This window comes from Petroclostridium sp. X23 (assembly GCF_030013905.1).
Taxonomy (GTDB): domain Bacteria; phylum Bacillota; class Clostridia; order SK-Y3; family SK-Y3; genus X23.
This window is the reverse complement of sequence record NZ_CP124862.1, coordinates 1,398,107-1,415,974: the sequence shown is the minus strand read 5'-3', so window position 1 is coordinate 1,415,974 and position 17,868 is coordinate 1,398,107. Positions and strand designations below refer to the sequence as shown.

At 38.2% G+C, this 17,868-nt stretch carries 18 protein-coding genes, 5 tRNA genes and 1 other annotated feature; all 23 genes read left to right on the top strand.

Annotated features, from left to right (window positions below):
* The first annotated feature begins 98 nt into the window (after positions 1-98).
* The 23 genes from QKW49_RS06965 (at position 99) to QKW49_RS06855 (ending at position 17,868) form a co-directional block, all read left to right on the top strand.
* Positions 99-764, top strand: coding sequence for a GntR family transcriptional regulator (locus tag QKW49_RS06965; protein WP_282866823.1), 666 nt, complete (start codon positions 99-101; stop codon positions 762-764).
* Positions 765-1,048: 284 nt separating this feature from the next.
* Positions 1,049-1,284 (top strand) — a binding site (T-box leader).
* A 67-nt stretch (positions 1,285-1,351) separates the two neighbouring features.
* Positions 1,352-1,531: a hypothetical protein gene (locus QKW49_RS06960; RefSeq protein ID WP_282866822.1), complete on the top strand. Its 180-nt coding sequence runs from the start codon at positions 1,352-1,354 to the stop codon at positions 1,529-1,531.
* Positions 1,532-1,545: 14 nt separating this feature from the next.
* Positions 1,546-4,185 carry a valine--tRNA ligase gene (locus QKW49_RS06955; RefSeq protein WP_282866821.1) on the top strand — a complete coding sequence of 880 codons (2,640 nt, stop codon included), beginning with the start codon at positions 1,546-1,548 and terminating at the stop codon, positions 4,183-4,185.
* A gap of 238 nt (positions 4,186-4,423) precedes the next feature.
* On the top strand, positions 4,424-5,716 hold the full coding sequence (locus QKW49_RS06950; protein WP_282866820.1) for a folylpolyglutamate synthase/dihydrofolate synthase family protein: 1,293 nt from the start codon (positions 4,424-4,426) through the stop codon (positions 5,714-5,716).
* A 65-nt stretch (positions 5,717-5,781) separates the two neighbouring features.
* Positions 5,782-6,876, top strand: coding sequence for a tetratricopeptide repeat protein (locus QKW49_RS06945; protein WP_282866819.1), 1,095 nt, complete (start codon positions 5,782-5,784; stop codon positions 6,874-6,876).
* A gap of 138 nt (positions 6,877-7,014) precedes the next feature.
* Entirely contained in the window at positions 7,015-7,350 is a 336-nt protein-coding gene (spoIIAA, locus tag QKW49_RS06940) for an anti-sigma F factor antagonist (RefSeq protein WP_282866818.1), read from the top strand.
* Positions 7,351-7,366: 16 nt separating this feature from the next.
* The gene (gene spoIIAB, locus QKW49_RS06935; RefSeq protein WP_282866817.1) at positions 7,367-7,801 is read left to right on the top strand and encodes an anti-sigma F factor; all 435 of its coding nucleotides are present in this window, start codon (positions 7,367-7,369) and stop codon (positions 7,799-7,801) included.
* A gap of 44 nt (positions 7,802-7,845) precedes the next feature.
* Positions 7,846-8,571, top strand: a complete 726-nt coding sequence (gene sigF, locus QKW49_RS06930) for an RNA polymerase sporulation sigma factor SigF (protein WP_282868083.1) — start codon at positions 7,846-7,848, stop codon at positions 8,569-8,571.
* 362 nt (positions 8,572-8,933) lie between these two features.
* Positions 8,934-9,089 carry a hypothetical protein gene (locus tag QKW49_RS06925; protein ID WP_282866816.1) on the top strand — a complete coding sequence of 52 codons (156 nt, stop codon included), beginning with the start codon at positions 8,934-8,936 and terminating at the stop codon, positions 9,087-9,089.
* 48 nt (positions 9,090-9,137) lie between these two features.
* Positions 9,138-9,584: a stage V sporulation protein AC gene (gene spoVAC, locus QKW49_RS06920; protein WP_282866815.1), complete on the top strand. Its 447-nt coding sequence runs from the start codon at positions 9,138-9,140 to the stop codon at positions 9,582-9,584.
* A 16-nt stretch (positions 9,585-9,600) separates the two neighbouring features.
* The gene (gene spoVAD, locus QKW49_RS06915) at positions 9,601-10,623 is read left to right on the top strand and encodes a stage V sporulation protein AD (protein WP_282866814.1); all 1,023 of its coding nucleotides are present in this window, start codon (positions 9,601-9,603) and stop codon (positions 10,621-10,623) included.
* A 5-nt stretch (positions 10,624-10,628) separates the two neighbouring features.
* Entirely contained in the window at positions 10,629-10,985 is a 357-nt protein-coding gene (gene spoVAE / locus QKW49_RS06910) for a stage V sporulation protein AE (protein ID WP_282866813.1), read from the top strand.
* Positions 10,986-11,002: 17 nt separating this feature from the next.
* On the top strand, positions 11,003-11,554 hold the full coding sequence (locus QKW49_RS06905; RefSeq protein WP_282866812.1) for a stage V sporulation protein AE: 552 nt from the start codon (positions 11,003-11,005) through the stop codon (positions 11,552-11,554).
* A 141-nt stretch (positions 11,555-11,695) separates the two neighbouring features.
* Entirely contained in the window at positions 11,696-12,565 is an 870-nt protein-coding gene (gene metF / locus QKW49_RS06900) for a methylenetetrahydrofolate reductase [NAD(P)H] (RefSeq protein WP_282868082.1), read from the top strand.
* Positions 12,566-12,848: 283 nt separating this feature from the next.
* Positions 12,849-15,134, top strand: coding sequence for an ATP-dependent Clp protease ATP-binding subunit (locus tag QKW49_RS06895; protein WP_282866811.1), 2,286 nt, complete (start codon positions 12,849-12,851; stop codon positions 15,132-15,134).
* Positions 15,135-15,429: 295 nt separating this feature from the next.
* Positions 15,430-15,503 (top strand) — tRNA-Gly (locus QKW49_RS06890).
* A gap of 4 nt (positions 15,504-15,507) precedes the next feature.
* A tRNA-Arg gene (locus QKW49_RS06885) sits at positions 15,508-15,584 on the top strand.
* Positions 15,585-15,590: 6 nt separating this feature from the next.
* Positions 15,591-15,667 (top strand) — tRNA-His (locus tag QKW49_RS06880).
* Between the two features lie 123 nt (positions 15,668-15,790).
* A tRNA-Gln gene (locus QKW49_RS06875) sits at positions 15,791-15,866 on the top strand.
* Positions 15,867-15,869: 3 nt separating this feature from the next.
* A tRNA-Lys gene (locus QKW49_RS06870) sits at positions 15,870-15,945 on the top strand.
* A gap of 183 nt (positions 15,946-16,128) precedes the next feature.
* Complete coding sequence (locus tag QKW49_RS06865; protein WP_282866809.1) at positions 16,129-16,422, top strand: hypothetical protein; 294 nt, start codon at positions 16,129-16,131, stop codon at positions 16,420-16,422.
* Between the two features lie 65 nt (positions 16,423-16,487).
* On the top strand, positions 16,488-17,012 hold the full coding sequence (locus tag QKW49_RS06860) for a GNAT family N-acetyltransferase (protein ID WP_282866808.1): 525 nt from the start codon (positions 16,488-16,490) through the stop codon (positions 17,010-17,012).
* 145 nt (positions 17,013-17,157) lie between these two features.
* On the top strand, positions 17,158-17,868 hold the full coding sequence (locus QKW49_RS06855) for a C40 family peptidase (protein ID WP_282866807.1): 711 nt from the start codon (positions 17,158-17,160) through the stop codon (positions 17,866-17,868).

Below are 17,868 nucleotides of genomic sequence, written 5' to 3'. Positions count from 1 at the left end.
GTAAAAGTCTTAATATAAACTATATTTAGTAAAATGAGCAATCTAGAAAAAAATGATGCAATATAAAAGCAATGGCTTCATCAAATGAGGGAGAATTTATGGAAGAAAAGACAAGTGTAGGTGTAGTCTATGGCATACTTAAGAAAAAAATATTATATTGTGAGTATAAGCCTGGCGAACTAATATCGGAAAAAGATATTGTAGAAGAATTGAATACAAGCAGAACACCGGTAAGAGAAGCGCTTAATATCTTAAACGGACAGGGTTTAGTCAGTATTATCCCCAAAAAAGGCATACAGATCTCTTCCATGTCACTAAAGAAAATGAAGGAGATTTATGAAATAAGAAGAATGCTTGAACCTTATTCTATTAAACAAGCTATCATGTTTACTAGACCTGAGGATATAGAGTATTTATATGATCTGGATAGGAAATTAGGTGAAGAATTAAGGAATGAACATATACTGGAAGTCTTTAAAATAGGAATGGATGTTCACTTATATATTGCATCTCTTTCAAGGAATGAGACACTTCTTACAATGCTTAAAATATTGCGAGATGAAAGCTATAGAAGTTTGGTTTACTATCTAAAAACATACCTGGATGGATGTTCTGAAGAGGATAAAAAAGATACGTTAAATCTTTTTTCGAATAGTCATATCGGTTTTATTCAGGCATTAGAAGGAAAGGATGAAGAAAAAGCAGTAAATTATATATTACAAGACTTGGACAGCATGAGTGAATTGATTCTCAAAATATTATAGTAAAATCCATATGTGGATAGCTATGATGGAGAAATGCTTTTAAAGCTCATACTCTTTAAGTATGTTGAAATGTAGTGCAGGTGGTAGCGTGATTGGTTCGGGGCCAAAAGCTACTGGAGAAGGCGGATGGATTAATAAAGAATTTCCGGTTGTGCAATAACATATGAGTTGTTTCAAGGAATCCGTAAAGTAAATAAAATATTCTTAGACTACTTGACTAATAGTGGTGTGTATTTTATACTATGTCTAAAGTATCGAATAGTAAGCGATTCAAAGTATATGGTTTATCAATGATGAAAGAGAAGAGTATGTATATACTATTCAAAAGAGAGGAAAACCCAAAGGCTGAAAGGTTTTCTTGAAAAAGTGTACAGAAGGTAGCTCCGGAGTTTTACGGCCCAACGATCAAAGAGTAAGCTGTAACGGTGGTTCCGTTAATGCCTCTAAGAGTTCGTGTTCTATATGAACGATAATGAATACGGAAAATAAGGTGGTACCGCGGGAAATCCCCGTCCTTCATTAGAAGGACGGGGTTATTTATTGTGAAAAAGTAAAAGAGATGTGAAAGTCTCTATAGGAGGAATGCAATGATTAAAGAGTTTATATCTTTTGCCCTGCTGGCCTTGGGTGCTTTTATAGGTTACAAAGCGGACTTTGTATATAAGATCATAAAAGGCACAGCACCGGACGAAAAACAGCTTATCTTTCTTAAAATTGCAGGGTTGCTTATAGTAATCATAGGAATGTTAATAATATTTTATATATAACTGGAGGTATAATTATGGAAGAAAACAACAATATCGCGAAAACATATGATCCACAGCAAGTTGAGGACAGATTATATCAGGAGTGGATAGAAAAAGGTTATTTCAAAGCGGAGGTAGATGTTCAGAAAGAGCCGTTTACCATTGTCATTCCACCCCCGAATGTTACAGGGCAGCTGCATATGGGGCATGCTTTGGATGAAACACTGCAGGATATTTTAATCCGATGGAAAAGAATGCAGGGTTACAGTGCGTTATGGCTCCCGGGAACCGATCACGCGGGGATTGCAACGCAGATTAAAGTAGAAGAAATGCTCAGAAAAGAAGAAGGATTGACCCGTTATGACTTGGGGAGAGAGAAGTTTTTAGAAAGGGTATGGGATTGGAAACATACTTATGGCAATCGGATTATAAACCAGTTGAAAAAGCTAGGAAGCTCGTGTGATTGGTCAAGAGAACGCTTTACCATGGATGAAGGGTGTTCCAAAGCTGTAAGAGAAGTTTTTGTAAATCTATACGAAAAGGGATTAATCTATCAAGGAAACAGGATTATAAACTGGTGTCCTAATTGTATTACCGCACTTTCCGATGCGGAGGTAGAATATGAGGAAAAGGCAGGACATTTTTGGTATATTAAATATTATGTAAAGGATAGTGATGAGTTCATTACCATTGCTACTACCCGTCCTGAAACCATGCTGGGAGATACGGCGGTTGCAGTACACCCTGATGATGAGAGATATCAGCATCTCATCGGAAAGACATTGATTCTCCCGTTGGTAAACAGAGAGATTCCGGTGATTGCCGATGAATATGTAGAAAAAGAGTTTGGTACCGGCGCCGTTAAAATCACGCCGGCCCATGATCCGAATGACTTCGAAGTAGGAATGAGGCATAACCTTCCTCAGATCAAGGTGATGAATGATGATGCGACCATCAATCAGCATGGCGGTAAATATGAAGGATTGGACCGGTATGAGGCGAGAAAAGCCATTATTGAAGATTTAACAGGAGCAGGACTGCTGCTGCAAACAAAAGATCATGTTCACAACGTTGGCCAGTGTTACAGATGCCGCACAATCGTAGAACCGATTACTTCAAAACAGTGGTTTGTTAAAATGAAGCCACTTGCCGAAGCTGCTATAGAAGTTGTAAAGGATGGAACCACCCAATTTGTTCCTGAACGGTTCAGCAAAATCTATTTGAACTGGATGGAAAATGTGCATGATTGGTGCATATCAAGACAATTATGGTGGGGACATAGAATTCCGGCTTTCTACTGCGAAGCATGCGGTGAAACCATTGTTTCTAAAGAGGATATTACAGCATGTTCCAAATGCGGAGGCAAAGTGAAGCAGGACGACGATGTATTGGATACATGGTTCAGTTCGGCATTATGGCCGTTTTCCACATTGGGATGGCCGGACGAAACCGAAGACCTCAAGTATTTTTATCCGACCAGTGTCCTTGTTACCGGGTATGATATCATATTCTTCTGGGTTGCCAGAATGATTTTCTCCGGTATGGAGCATATGAACCAGGAGCCGTTTAAACATGTATTCATTCATGGAATTGTACGTGATTCCGAAGGAAGAAAGATGAGTAAATCCCTTGGTAACGGGATAGATCCTTTGGAAGTAATAGAAAAATATGGTGCGGATGCGTTGAGATTTACGCTTGCAACCGGAAATTCTCCGGGAAATGATATGCGTTTCTATTGGGAGAGAGTAGAGTCCAGCAGAAACTTTGCCAATAAGATCTGGAATGCATCAAGATTTGTATTGATGAACCTTGAAATCAGCGAGAATAAATTACCCGACCAGAATCAATTGATGCTGGAGGATAAATGGATCCTTAGCCGATATAACAATGTTGTGAAAGAAGTTACAGACAATCTGGATAAATTTGAGCTTGGGATCGCGGTGCAAAAGCTTTATGACTTTATATGGGATGAATTCTGTGATTGGTATATCGAGATGGTAAAACCGCGGCTGTATGATAAGGAATCGCAGAGCAGGCTGGAGGCGCAGCATGTATTAACATATGTTCTTTCAAATACACTTAAGCTATTGCATCCTTTTATGCCGTTTATTTCCGAGGAAATATGGCAGCATCTTCCTCATGAGGGTGAAAGTATCATGATCTCATGCTGGCCGAAGTATGATGAAAAACTTAATTTTGACAAGGAAGAAAAACAAATGACGCTCATTATGTCGGCAATAAAGAGTGTTAGAAATGTAAGGGCCGAAATGAATGTGGTACCTTCACGTAAAGCCAAGCTGCATATTGTGGCCTCGGATAGTGATACATTCCAAAGCGGCAAGATGTTCTTTGAAAAGCTGGCCGGTGCGTCCGAAGTTATTGTTGCTAAGGATAGGGAGGGTATTCCTGCCGATGCCGTTTCTGTAGTAACAGAAGGAGCAGAAATATTTATTCCGCTTGATGACCTTGTAGATAAAGCAAAGGAAATTGAAAGGCTTGAAAAAGAGCGAAAGAATCTTGAAAAAGAAGTGCAGAGAGTAAATGGTAAGCTGAATAATGCTGGATTTATTTCAAAGGCACCGCAGCATGTTGTTGACGAAGAGAAGGAAAAGGGAAGAAAGTATGAGGAGATGCTGGCAAAGGTAGTTGAAAGATTGGAAAGCCTTAAAAAATAAGTTCACGGTTCACAGTTTACAGTTCACAGATTTAGCACGTAGAAGGAGTGAAGCATGGGGACGGAGCTACTGCTGCACCTGGTTTTGGTGAAGCTGTAGCTCCGTCCCCATGCTTTGCGACTGACCGAGCAAGCACTTTTTTACATCTTCCTATAGGATTGAAAGGCATTTATGATATGATGTATTATAGGGTGGAGATGTCTTTGCCCTATAATACATTACAAAGGAAGGAATCGATATGAATTACGAGCAGGCATTGGAATATATACATGGAACTTTAAGATTCGGTTCAAAGCTAGGATTGGAAAACATCCGTATGTTATTGGATTGGATGGGTAATCCTCACAAAAAGCTGAATCATATACATGTAGCAGGTACGAACGGGAAAGGTTCTACCACTGCCATGATCTCACAGATCATGATAGAAGCTGGATATAGGGTAGGAATGTATACGTCACCATATATCGAAGAATTTACCGAAAGAATTCAAGTAAACGGTGTACAAATAGATAAGCAGCACCTTGCGGATATTGCCGATCAGGTAAAAAAATTAATAGAAATAATGGTGCGGGAGGGGCATAATCATCCAACGGAGTTTGAAGTGGTAACTGCCATTGCTTTCCAGTACTATTGTGACTTGGAGTGTGATTGCGTTATTCTTGAAGTAGGATTGGGCGGACGTTTTGATGCCACCAATGTAATTGAAAAGTCATTGATTTCTATTATTACATCTATCAGCATGGATCATATGGAATGGTTGGGGGATACCATTGGCAAGATTGCTTACGAAAAGTGCGGAATCATTAAGGAAAATGGATTGGTAGTAGTATATCCGGAGCAAGAGCCTGATGCACAGGAAGTGATTGATCAAGTAGTATCAGAAAAAAATGCAAACATGATTAAGGTTGATTCATCGACAGCGAAAGTAATTTCTAATACGATAGAAGGAATAACATTTGATTACGACAAGTACAAAGCATTAAACATTCGGTTGCTTGGTGAGCATCAAGTGCTAAATGCAATGACAGCCATAACAGTGGCTGAACTGCTAAATAACAGATACCACCTCGAGATTACTGAAGAACATATCAAGAGAGGGCTGGGAAAGACACTGTGGCCGGGAAGATTGGAAGTCTTGAGCCATGAGCCTCTTTTTTTGATTGATGGTGCGCATAATATGTCAGGAGTTAGAGCGTTATCAGGGGCGATGAAAAGGTATGCTTGTACCAAGCAAATCATCTTTATAATCGGTATACTGCGTGATAAAGAATACGAAGATTGTCTTGCGGAACTTGGCAGGATAGCGGATACCGTGATTACAACCACTCCATTAAACAACAGGGCAGTGCCGGCAGATGAGTTAGGGCATATTGCAAAAAAATATTGCAGCCAGGTATATGTTGAACACCAAATCGCAAAAGCCATTGCCAGAGGGATAGGTATTTCGGGGTCAAATAATGCGATTTGTTGCTGCGGTTCATTGTACTTAGTTGGAGAGGTACGAAAAATTTTTAAAGAAACTTATAAATAAGGCAGGAATATATTGTTTGCTGTTGAATATAAATACTGAATACTTTGTGCAAGGAGTGAGGCGCTGTGTTTAATGTTGAGAAAGAACTGACCAGGTTTTCACCTATGAAAGAGTTGGACATCTTAGAGGATGCAGGACAAACTGTAGACTCTGACGGCTTAAGAAAAGTGGTGCAGCTATACAATCAGGCGCTTGATAGCTTGAAATTAAAAAGTGAGGATATTGCTGCAATAGAGCTAAAAAAGGCGATTTCAATTTATCCTGATTTTATTGAAGCAAAGATTTTATTAGCATTATGCTATATCGTAAGGAATCAATTTGATAAAGCGGAAGAATTACTGTTGGATATTACAGACAGTGATCATGCAATTGCCAAAGCACATCAGTATCTGCAATACATTGATTTAGTACATCATAAAAAGACTGCGAGAAAAGACGGAATACTTTCAAAAAAAGCACCTGTAAATATTAAGATCAATGTTGCTAAGTTTCATATTGGTTTTATAAAAAGCAGTCTGATTTTTATCGTTGGTATTTTAGTTACCTATTTATTCTTATATAATTCTTTTGGCAATTCTGGGAAGCATAGCGCTGTAAATACGTCAGGCATCAACGAGATAAAAGAAACCTACCAAAAAAAAATAGATTCCTATAGCAGTGAACTTACTGCCACACAGAGCAATATTCAGAAACTTGAACAGCAATTAAGCGAACAAGATGATCAATTAATATATCTAGAAAATATAAAGAAGATTTTGATGGCTGAAAAATTGCATAATAATAATGAAAAAGATAAAGCCATGGAACTGATTTTATCGTTAAAAGAAGTACAGTTTCAAGGTGTGGAAAAGGAAAAATATGACCTGCTTTATAAAGAAATAATACCGCAGGTTGCCCGGGAATATTACATAAAGGCATATAACTTATACAATGGTAAAAAATACAATGAAGCGATACAACCATTTAATATGTGTATACAATTGGAGTTGAAAGAGAGCGATGAATATCTGTATTCATTATATTTTGGGGCTAAAAGTTATCAAGCGATCGGGGATAAGCTGAATGCAGCAAGCTACTACAATCAAGTTATTCATTTATTTCCCAACAGTAAATATGCGGAATACTCAAAAAACTGGTTAAAAGAGCTTAATAGCAATTGATATTTGAAAAGCGACAGGCGTATCTGTCGCTTTTTGTCGTTAAAAAAATATTATTCTACAAAAGAAGACGAATTTCTTGGAAGGAGATTCCAAATCTATGTAGAATATAAGAGTATGACAAAAAAAGGAGGGTTATACTTGCAGATTAGTTTTGAAATAATAAACAGAACATTAATAGCAAAGATTGAAGGTGAGTTGGACCACCATACATCTGTTGATGTCAGAGAGAGAATAGACAGGGAAATGAACATGAAGCAAATCAAGAATTTGATTTTTGATTTTGAAAGATTGAGTTTCATGGATAGTTCAGGGATAGGTGTTATCATCGGAAGGTACAAGCATATTCAAAAATTAAACGGTAAGATTTGTATAACTGATTTGAATCCTCAAATTGATAGAATCATGACGATTTCCGGACTACGGAAAATCATACCTATTTATAATAACTTAAGCGATGCTTTAGAAGACATGTAAGGAGGATCATTAAAAAATGCAGATTAACAATGAGATGAAATTAGAATTTTTAAGCAAGTCTAGTAATGAAAGTTTTGCAAGAGTTGCTGTGGCAGCGTTTGCATCACAAATGGACCCTACTATTGAAGAACTTGCTGATATAAAGACAGCAGTCTCGGAAGCGGTAACAAATTCCATCATTCATGGCTATGAGAATGAAATCGGTTATGTAAACATTCACTGTAGAATCATTCAGGATATTATTGAAATAGTGATAGAGGATAATGGTAAGGGGATTGAGGATGTGGTGTTGGCAAGACAACCACTTTATACGACGCATCCTGAAATGGAACGCTCCGGCATGGGATTCACCGTGATGGAAACATTTATGGATTCAATTGAAGTGGAATCGGAGATGGGAAAAGGGACAAAAGTCAGAATGACAAAAAGAATAAATAACATCACAGAATAGTATGGATCCTGGGCAGAATAGGGGTGATAAGATTGAGTCAGGGAATGGACCAAGTTACCCTAGAGCTTATTAATAAAGCAAAAAATGGTAACAAGGAAGCCCAAGAGTATTTAATAGAAAACAATATTGGACTTGTATGGAGTATCGTTAAAAAATTTCAAAACCGAGGGTATGAATCTGATGATCTTTTCCAAATAGGATGTATAGGGCTTATCAAAGCGATAAAAAAGTTTGATGATCGTTTTGATGTAAAGTTTTCAACTTATGCGGTTCCAATGATTATGGGTGAAATTAAGCGTTTTATTAGAGATGACGGTATCATCAAAGTGAGCAGATCGCTAAAGGAAACGGCAAATAAAGCAAGAGTTGTAAAAGAAATGCTTACCAAAAGTTTAGGTCGTGAGCCTACGATCCGTGAAATTGCGGACAAGCTAAATATGGAAGCGGAAGACCTGGTAATGGCAATGGAAGCCGGAAGTGCGCCGGAGTCATTGTATGCTACTTTAAATGAAGGCGATAGTTCACCGATATTATTAATAGATAGAATAGATGAAGGCAGTGACGAAGAAGGGAAGGTAATCAATAGAATCGCTTTAAAGCAGGTTTTGGATACACTTAAGCCACGAGAAAAGCAGATTATTATCTTAAGGTATTTTAAGGAAAAGACACAGACGCAAATTGCAAAGATACTGGGTATTTCACAGGTACAAGTTTCAAGGATTGAAAAGAAAATACTTAGCGAGATGAAAAAAAGAATAAATGCCGGCTAAAAGTTCGTAGTTTGTAGTTATATATTCCGTAATTCAAGAGGAAGAAATAGGAATAGACGCTAGAAACTACGAACTTTTTATCTATATATAACGCATTAAAGAAGTCACGGTAACGGTAGGTTTGGGGCGGTATATGTTTCCGTAAGAGACCGTTCACTGTTTGAACGAAGTGAGTTTGGGCGCGTCTCTGGAGGACACATACACCACCTCAAAACCGTTTGCCAATGTAAAAACTTTAATGCGTTATATATAGGAAAAACAAATAAATTTTTGGCAGTTTCAATGTTATTTAAATAAAGAATATAATAACTAATATTTCAAATAATATATTAATGTAAGAGAAAGTATTGAGGTGAGCATTTATGAATAGAGTTGCAGTAAAAAAAGTGATTTATCCGGTATTGATCACAGCGCTATTGGCGGGTATAACATATTGGCTGCTAAATGTAAGGAAAATGAATGACAAGATACCCACGAGAGGAATTTTTGTATATTCTAAAGAGTTTTATACTTCGTAGTGTTGTAGTAAAAATGTTTTATATATGAAGGCGGAAAGGGGAAATAATATGGATCAGGTTTTTACTAAAAAAGAGTATGAAAAATATGTGCAGAAAAAATCTCCTAACTCTCCTATTGTAAAAAATGTTATAAAAGCTTTTATCATAGGAGGGTTGATTTGTATTGTAGGGCAGCTTGTAAGCACCTATTTTAAGTCAAGAGGATTAAGCACTGAGCAGGTGGCTGGGGCTACTGCTATTGTCATGATACTTTTAGGAGCACTGCTAACAGGATTAGATTTATATGATGGTCTTGCCAAGCACGCGGGCGCAGGAACGATCGTACCTATTACCGGGTTTGCAAATGCAATTGTATCCCCGGCAATGGAATTTAAGAAAGAAGGCTACATTCTTGGCGTGGCATCGAAAATGTTTGTCATTGCAGGGCCTGTATTGGTATATGGAATTGTAGCCTCAATTGTGGCAGGGCTCATTTATTTCTTGATAATGCTATGATCATGGAGGTGGAAAAATGACTGCAGCAAAAAGATTAGGCAAACAAACGGTAAAGCTTCAGAACCCGCCTTCTATGGTTGCTACAGCTTCAATCGTAGGGAAAAAAGAAGGACAAGGGCCTTTGAAAGAGTATTTTGATCAAATTCTGGATGATGGTCTCTGGGGAGAAAGTTCTTGGGAAAAGGCTGAAAGTAAAATTCTTAGAGAGACGGTATCCAAAGCAATAACAAAAGCAAATAAAGCTTTGGGAGACATCAATTATATTTTCGCCGGAGACTTATTAAGCCAATGTATTGGCTCCAGTTTTGGGATTAGAGAATTGGAGATCCCTTTTTTTGGCGTATATGGTGCATGTTCAACCATGGCAGAGTCATTGAGTCTTGCGGCAATGTGTGTGGATGGCGGATTCGCCGACTATGTTGTAGCAGCTACTTCCAGCCATTTTTGTTCAGCGGAACGACAATTCCGGTTCCCTTTGGAATATGGAGGGCAAAGACCTCCTACAGCACAGTGGACGGTGACCGGGTCGGGTGCTGTAGTATTATCCAACCAAGGAAGTGGTCCTTATATCACACATATCACCACTGGAAAAATTGTGGACCTTGGGATAAAGGATGCAAATAATATGGGTGCTGCGATGGCGCCGGCTGCTGCTGATACCATCTATGCGCATTTTGAGGACACAGGCTTTATACCGGATGATTATGATCTGATTATTACCGGTGACCTGGCGGAGATAGGGAAAAATATTACAGAAGATATTTTGCAAAAAAACGGCTGCAATGTAAGCAGACAATTCACCGATTGCGGGTTGAAGATTTTTGATAATAAAAAACAGGATACACATGCCGGTGGAAGCGGCTGTGGATGTTCGGCATCTGTTTTAGCCGGTTATTTATACCATGAATTAACACAAGGAAGTTTGAATCAAATCTTGTTTATCTCCACAGGAGCGCTTTTAAGTACAACAAGCGCACAGCAAGGGGAGTCGATACCGGGCATTGCACATGCAGTTACTATACAAAATACATTGGGGTGATGATCATGGAGTTTTTTAGGGCGTTTTTAGTAGGTGGTTCGATATGTGCCGTTGGACAAATACTTATTGATAAAACAAAGCTAACGCCGGCAAGGATTCTTGTACTATTTGTTACACTAGGCGTATTCCTTACGGTTATCGGAATATATGAACCGTTGGTAGAGTATGGAGGGGCCGGAGCTACCGTACCAATAGTGGGCTTCGGATATTCACTGGGGAAAGGTGCTATGAAAGCTGTACAGAAAGACGGGCTGCTAGGTGCTTTTACAGGAGGGATTACCGGGACTGCCGGCGGAATAGCTGCGGCAATATTTTTTGGATATATTGTTGCTGTAGTATTTAGCCCAAAAGAAAAAAATTAAGATTAGGAGATGTTCTCTTGAATAAACGAAAAGTGATCCTGGTTACCGATGGTGATATGGTAGCCAGAAAAGCAGTTGAAGTCGCAACAAAAAATATTGGGGGCAGATGTATCTCAAGATCAGCCGGTAATCCTACCGAGCTTTCAGGAGAAGAAATTGTTGAACAAATTAAGAAAGCACATCATGACCCGGTGGTGGTGATGGTGGATGATTGCGGTGATACAGGAGCCGGCAAAGGTGAGACCGCACTGCTGGAAATCATTAAGAATGAGGCTGTAGATATATTGGGAATTATAGCTGTTGCTTCCAATGGAAAAGAAGGCAGTAACGTCAAGGTAGATTGTTCGTTTACAAAAGAGGGAAGAAAAGTAGAAGCAGCAGTAGATAAATATGGGAATAACATATTTACGGTGAGAATAAGCGGAGATACTCTAAGTGTATTACGAGATTTACAGGTACCTGTAGTAGTAGGGTTGGGTGACCCGGGGAAAATGGATGGCAATGATGATATCAGTATCGGAGCACCTATTACAACCGCTGCCTTGAAAGAAGTACTAAATCACGCTTAGCTGCGTTATTTTTATACTATTGACTAAAGGTGATAAATATTGTAATATGTCAACATATTCTAAGATAGAAACGGCCATTGTCGGACAAGCAATGATTGATATTAACGTTCTAGTCAAATATGGCAAACAGGAGGGATGATGTTGCATATTGCACGTTTATTTAAAAATAAAAAGCCTGTAGTTTCTTTTGAGATATTTCCGCCAAAACCGGATTATCCTGTAGAAACCATCTTCAGTACACTGGATAGGCTGAAAGACCTAAAACCGGATTTTATTAGTGTTACTTATGGGGCGGGAGGAAGCAATAGGGAAAGAACAGAGGTTATTTCATCCAAAGTTAAAAATAATTATGGCATTGAATGTTTATCTCACCTTACGTGTGTATGTACTTCCCGCTCAGATATGAATGAAATTCTCGAGCATTTGCGAAAAAATAATATAGAAAATATTTTAGCACTACGTGGGGATGTCCCTAAGGGATACGATGAAAAAGAAGCTTTTAAGGAGTACAGGTACGCCCTTGACCTTATCCGTCATATTAAAGAAGAAGGGGATTTTTGTATTGCTGCGGCAGCATATCCGGAGGGACATATTCAAAGTGACAGTCTCCAAACAGATATCAAATTTCTAAAACAAAAAGTAGATGAGGGTGTAGATTTCTTAATTACTCAGCTTTTCTTTGATAACCGCTTGTTCTATAACTTTTGGGAAATGGTTCGGGAAGAGGGGATTAATATTCCTATAACGATAGGGATTATGCCGGTGTTGAATGCAAATCAGATTAAAAGGATTACTACGCTTTGCGGATCGTCCATTCCTACCGAACTTGCACACCTGCTTTCAAAATATTGTAATAATGCGGATGATCTTGAGAAAGCAGGGATTGAATATGCCAGTAAGCAAACGCAGGATTTACTGGAGCATGGTGTCGATGGAATACATTTCTATACAATGAATAAGCCGGAGCAAATCTATCAGATTATGAAGAACTGTAATTTGACCAATAGATAGATGTTTGATTGTTACGAGAAGATATATGGAATCATTACACAACAAACAGATCAGTTGTTGATGCAACGGGTCTGTTTGTTGTGTAATTTTTGGGTAATATTTAATGTATAGGGTATATATGATATAATAGACTAAAAGAAACTAAGATATAAATATCGAATAAGTTTATAAGAATTTATCGCCAATAGGGCAAAAACAATAATCTATAGGATGTTATCAGACTATGAGGAAGAAAAAACGTAAACTAATCATAGTACTTTTATAAAAAATAGGAGCGAGAGATATGTTATGTTCAAGATGTAATAAGAATATAGCTGTAATATTTGTAACCAAACTGGAGGGCGGTACCCAAAAAAATGAAGGTCTATGCCTGACATGCGCAAAACAGCTGGGTATAAAGCCGCTCAATCAGTTTATGGGACAAATGGGCATCAGTGAGGAAGATATGGATAAATTGAGTACGCAGATGACTGAGTACTTGTCAAATAATTCTTATGACGAGTCGGAACCGCAAAATGATATGGGCAATCCCTTTGATTTTATCAATAAAATATTTAGTAATGACCCTAAGGCGGATGGAGAAGTGCGTGGAAGTGAAACGTTGAAAGAAGATAAATCAACAAAAACAAAGGTGAATGAGAAGAAGAACAGTAAGAAGAAAAAATATCTTGATAATTTTGGTGTTAATTTGACCCAAAGAGCTAAAAATGGTTTGATTGATAGAGTGGTAGGCCGACATAGAGAGATTGACAGGGTTGTACAGATATTAAACCGAAGAACTAAAAATAATCCGGTGCTGCTAGGAGAGCCTGGAGTAGGAAAGACAGCCATTGCCGAAGGCTTGGCGTTAAGGGTAATTGAAAAGCAAGTGCCTGCAAAATTGTATAATTGTGAAATCTATCTATTGGATTTTACTTCTATGGTTGCAGGTACACAGTTTAGAGGACAGTTTGAGGCCAGACTCAAAGGTGTCATTGATGAAATCAAAGAAGCAGGAAATATTATTCTTGTAATCGATGAGCTGCATAATATTGTTGGAGCCGGAGAAGCCGAAGGGGCCATGAGCGCTGCAAATATACTAAAACCGGCATTGGCCAGAGGAGAGATTCAAGTAATCGGAGCGACAACGCTTACCGAATATAGAAAGCATATAGAGAAAGATTCGGCCCTTGAAAGAAGATTTCAGCCTGTATTGATTGATGAGCCAAGCGTCGAAGAATCCATCGAGATATTGAAAGGGATCAAGGACTATTATGAAAGCTACCATAAAGTGATTATAACTGATGAAGTAATCAGAGCAGCTGCCATTCTTTCGGAAAGGTACATCACAGATAGATTCCTTCCGGATAAAACCATTGATGTTATTGATGAAGCCGGATCCAGAGCTAACTTGAAAAATACCGGTTTGGTTGAGTTAACGGCGTTAAAAGAAGAATTAAAAAAGGTACAGGAAGACAAGGAGTTTGCTGTTTCTGCTGATTCCATTGAGGACTATCAAAAAGCTGCCGACCTAAAGGTAAAGGAATGTAAGTTAATTTCAAAAATTAAAGAAATCGAACAAAATACCAAAGACGTATATTTAACAATAGATGATATCGCATATGTAATAGAATCGTGGACAAAGATTCCTGTTCAAAAGATTACCGAGTTTGAATCGGAAAAGCTGTTAAACTTAGAGGAACGTTTAAATAGCAAAGTGATTGGACAAAGTGAAGCAGTTAAAGCCGCATCCAGAGCTATACTTAGAAGCAGAGCCGGGTTGAGGGAAAAGCGCAGGCCGGTTTCATTCATTTTTGTAGGACCTACAGGCGTAGGAAAAACTGAATTGGTCAAATCGCTGGCAGTAGAACTTTTCGATAGTGAAGAAGCACTCATCCGGCTGGATATGTCGGAGTATATGGAAAAGCATTCTGTATCCAAAATGATCGGGTCACCTCCCGGATATGTCGGATATGATGATGCGGGGCAGCTGACGGAAAAAGTAAGACGAAAACCGTATTCGGTACTTCTGTTTGACGAGATAGAAAAAGCTCATTCGGATGTGTTTAATATGCTGCTTCAGATTTTAGAAGATGGAAGAATTACAGATAGTCATGGAAGAGTCGTAAGTTTTGAAAACACCATTATAATTATGACTTCTAATGCAGGATCAGAGCTTAAATCCGGCAATTATGGCTTCCTAAATGGCAGTGATGACATGTTTCAAAGTAAGTCCAAGAGCATCTTAAAGGATACATTCAGACCGGAATTTTTGAACAGAATTGACGAAATCATTGTATTTAATCAATTGTCACAAGATGATCTGCTTCAAATCGTGGAACTTATGCTGAATGAGTTTGCTAAAGAATTAGAAGAAAAGAGTATAAAAATAGAGATTTCCGAGAAGACTAAACACTACATTCTTCAAAAAGGCTTTGACGCTAAATATGGCGCTCGACCTCTGAGAAGAACCATACAAAAACTAATTGAAGACAAAATGGCGGAGCAGTTCATTAAAGGGAATTTTAAAGCGGGAGATAATATTTTGGTGGACTTAGTAGATGAAAATATAGAGTTTACAGTAAGATAAGCGGCTCACAGTTCACGGTTCACGGCTGGAAAGGAATAAGCTGTGAGCTGTGAATTGAATTATAAAACGAGTATACGCGAGAAATGTCGAATTAGACTGAATTTTTATAAGAATGAAAGACCTAGATTGAGTTAAAGGTAATTTGAGGAATTGACTTTAGAAGCCACATAAGCTATACTAATTTTCGCTGGCTGGTTTTGCAGGAAAGAACACAAGAAAGAATAAAAAAAGTGTTGACAAACAATGTGTAATCTGCTATAATCTTTAATTGTCAGTCGAAAAACATATAGTACATGCGGGTGTAGTTCAATGGTAGAATCTCAGCCTTCCAAGCTGATCGCGTGGGTTCGATTCCCATCACCCGCTCCAGTAAGCGCCTGTAGCTCAGCAGGATAGAGCAACTGCCTTCTAAGCAGTGGGTCAGGAGTTCGAATCTCTTCAGGCGCGCCATATACGGTGGGTATAGCTCAGTTGGTTAGAGCGCCAGATTGTGGCTCTGGAGGCCATCGGTTCAATTCCGATTATCCACCCCACATTTTAATTAATAGTGAGTAGTGAATAATGAATAGTTTATTCACGATTGAATGCAAGATATGATCTTGAGAGGTAACTTTCATTATTAACTATTAGTTATTAATTATTAACTAAATATACTTTGGGGTATAGCCAAGTCGGTAAGGCACCAGACTTTGACTCTGGCATCCGTTGGTTCGAGTCCAGCTACCCCAGCCACATGGGCCATTAGCTCAGTCGGCAGAGCACTTGACTTTTAATCAAGGTGTCCCGCGTTCGAGTCGCGGATGGCTCACCACAAAAACCCCACTATCATTGATAGTGGGGTTTTGCTTTATCCGGATTAATGTCTTTACTATCTTTTGATTTTATGGTATATTGATACTAATGGATAAACTTGGTGTATTTTGCGTATAATTTGGATATGTTGTATAATGAATATAGTGTTTTGTGCGACAAATATTAGTAGAGGATGATGAGAATGGCTGCAAAGACGAACAATAAGGGCTTAATGTATAAAGGAAAGCCGTTAACAAGAAAAGGTGACATGCTGTATTATGGTAATTCTGAAGAAAAGTATATCATTACGATGAAAGTACAGGACTATAAGACTGTAAATAATCTGAAAATAGCCACAAAGATTTCAATTGAACTACAGCTTAATGACCCGTCTTTAAGGGGAAGGGAAAAAGTGGTGAAGAAAGCTGAGCGTGAAGGTTTATACAGAGCTTTGGATATCGGTACGATTTGGTTGGACGACGCTTTAGGCTCGTAAAAAACTCTGTTCAAATGAACAGAGTTTTTTAATCTCTATTATACCGATAAATAAAAGGTGATGATATGCTTTCTATTAATATTGATTCTGAAGATGTTATAATAAAAGATATAAAAAGACGTGAACTTGAGAGAATACTAGGATGGTATAATTATACGGAAGCTTATAAATATGCGACAGGGATAGATTGTCCTATCGGTATGAGAGACATTGTTGAAAAGTATCTCGAAGTTGTATACAATAACAGTGAGTTTTTTGTGGGTATCCATTTAAAGGACCATAATAGCATGATCGGATTGATAAAAGGCAGATTGAAAAGTGAGGAAGCAACTGCCATATGGTTGAATTCCATATTGATAGATACTGAGTATCAGCAGCTTGGCTACGGAAGAAAAAGTCTTGAAATGCTTTCTCTTTACTTTAAGAGTCGTTATAATATTAATAGGGTATATATTTCTGTCATTGAAAAAAATCGTAAGGGAGTAGATTTTTGGATAAGAAATAATTTTCAGCTTGTCAGAAAGATTATGAATCATATTGTCATTGACGGAAAAGGCCAGGATGTAATACTTATGAAAAAGGATATCTGATTTCATTAAAATTCGTACCAGAGACCTATGAGTTTTGGTGAAAATTACAAAAAAATGATTTGACATTATCCTGAAACAAGTATATAATAATCCCGTAATAGTTTTGTAATACTTTTTTTACAAAAGAAATGCAGGAGGTATGTCAATGAGATTTTTAAAACAAGTGATAGTATGTGCTGTTGTTATGCTTGTACTATCGAGTTTGACGGTACTTACGGCATCAGCAGAAGAACTCACTTATGGCATTGTTACCGGCAGCTGTGTTAACATTAGAGAGGAATCCAATACTTCTTCCGAAATTCTGGGACAACTTTATCGTGGAGAAAAAGTTACTGTGCTTGAACGCTCCGGTGATTGGGTCAGAATGAGTTACAACGACAGCATTCAAGGATGGATGCATGGTGATTACATCAGAATAAGAAGCCAAGAAGTTTCTCGTTCAGGTGGACAAGCTGATAGAAGTACTGTGACTTCTCTTGCTTCTGAATTGTTGGAGTATAGTAAAAGATTCTTAGGTGTCCCGTATAAATGGGCGGGTACATCACCAAAGACCGGATTTGACTGCTCCGGGTTTACACAATATGTGTTTAAGCATTTTGACATTGATTTAAACAGGATTGCTGCCGATCAAAGCCGGCAAGGGGAACAGATTAGTAAGCAGGATTTGCAATCAGGAGATTTGGTGTTTTTTGACACTTCCGGAAAAGTAAATGGGCAAATTACACATGTAGGTATCTATATAGCAGATGGAAAATTCATTCATGCATCTTCACCAGGTTCAGATGTAAAATATGATACCATCAATGACGGGTTTTACCAGAGAACATACGTTGCAGGACGCAGAATAATTAAATAA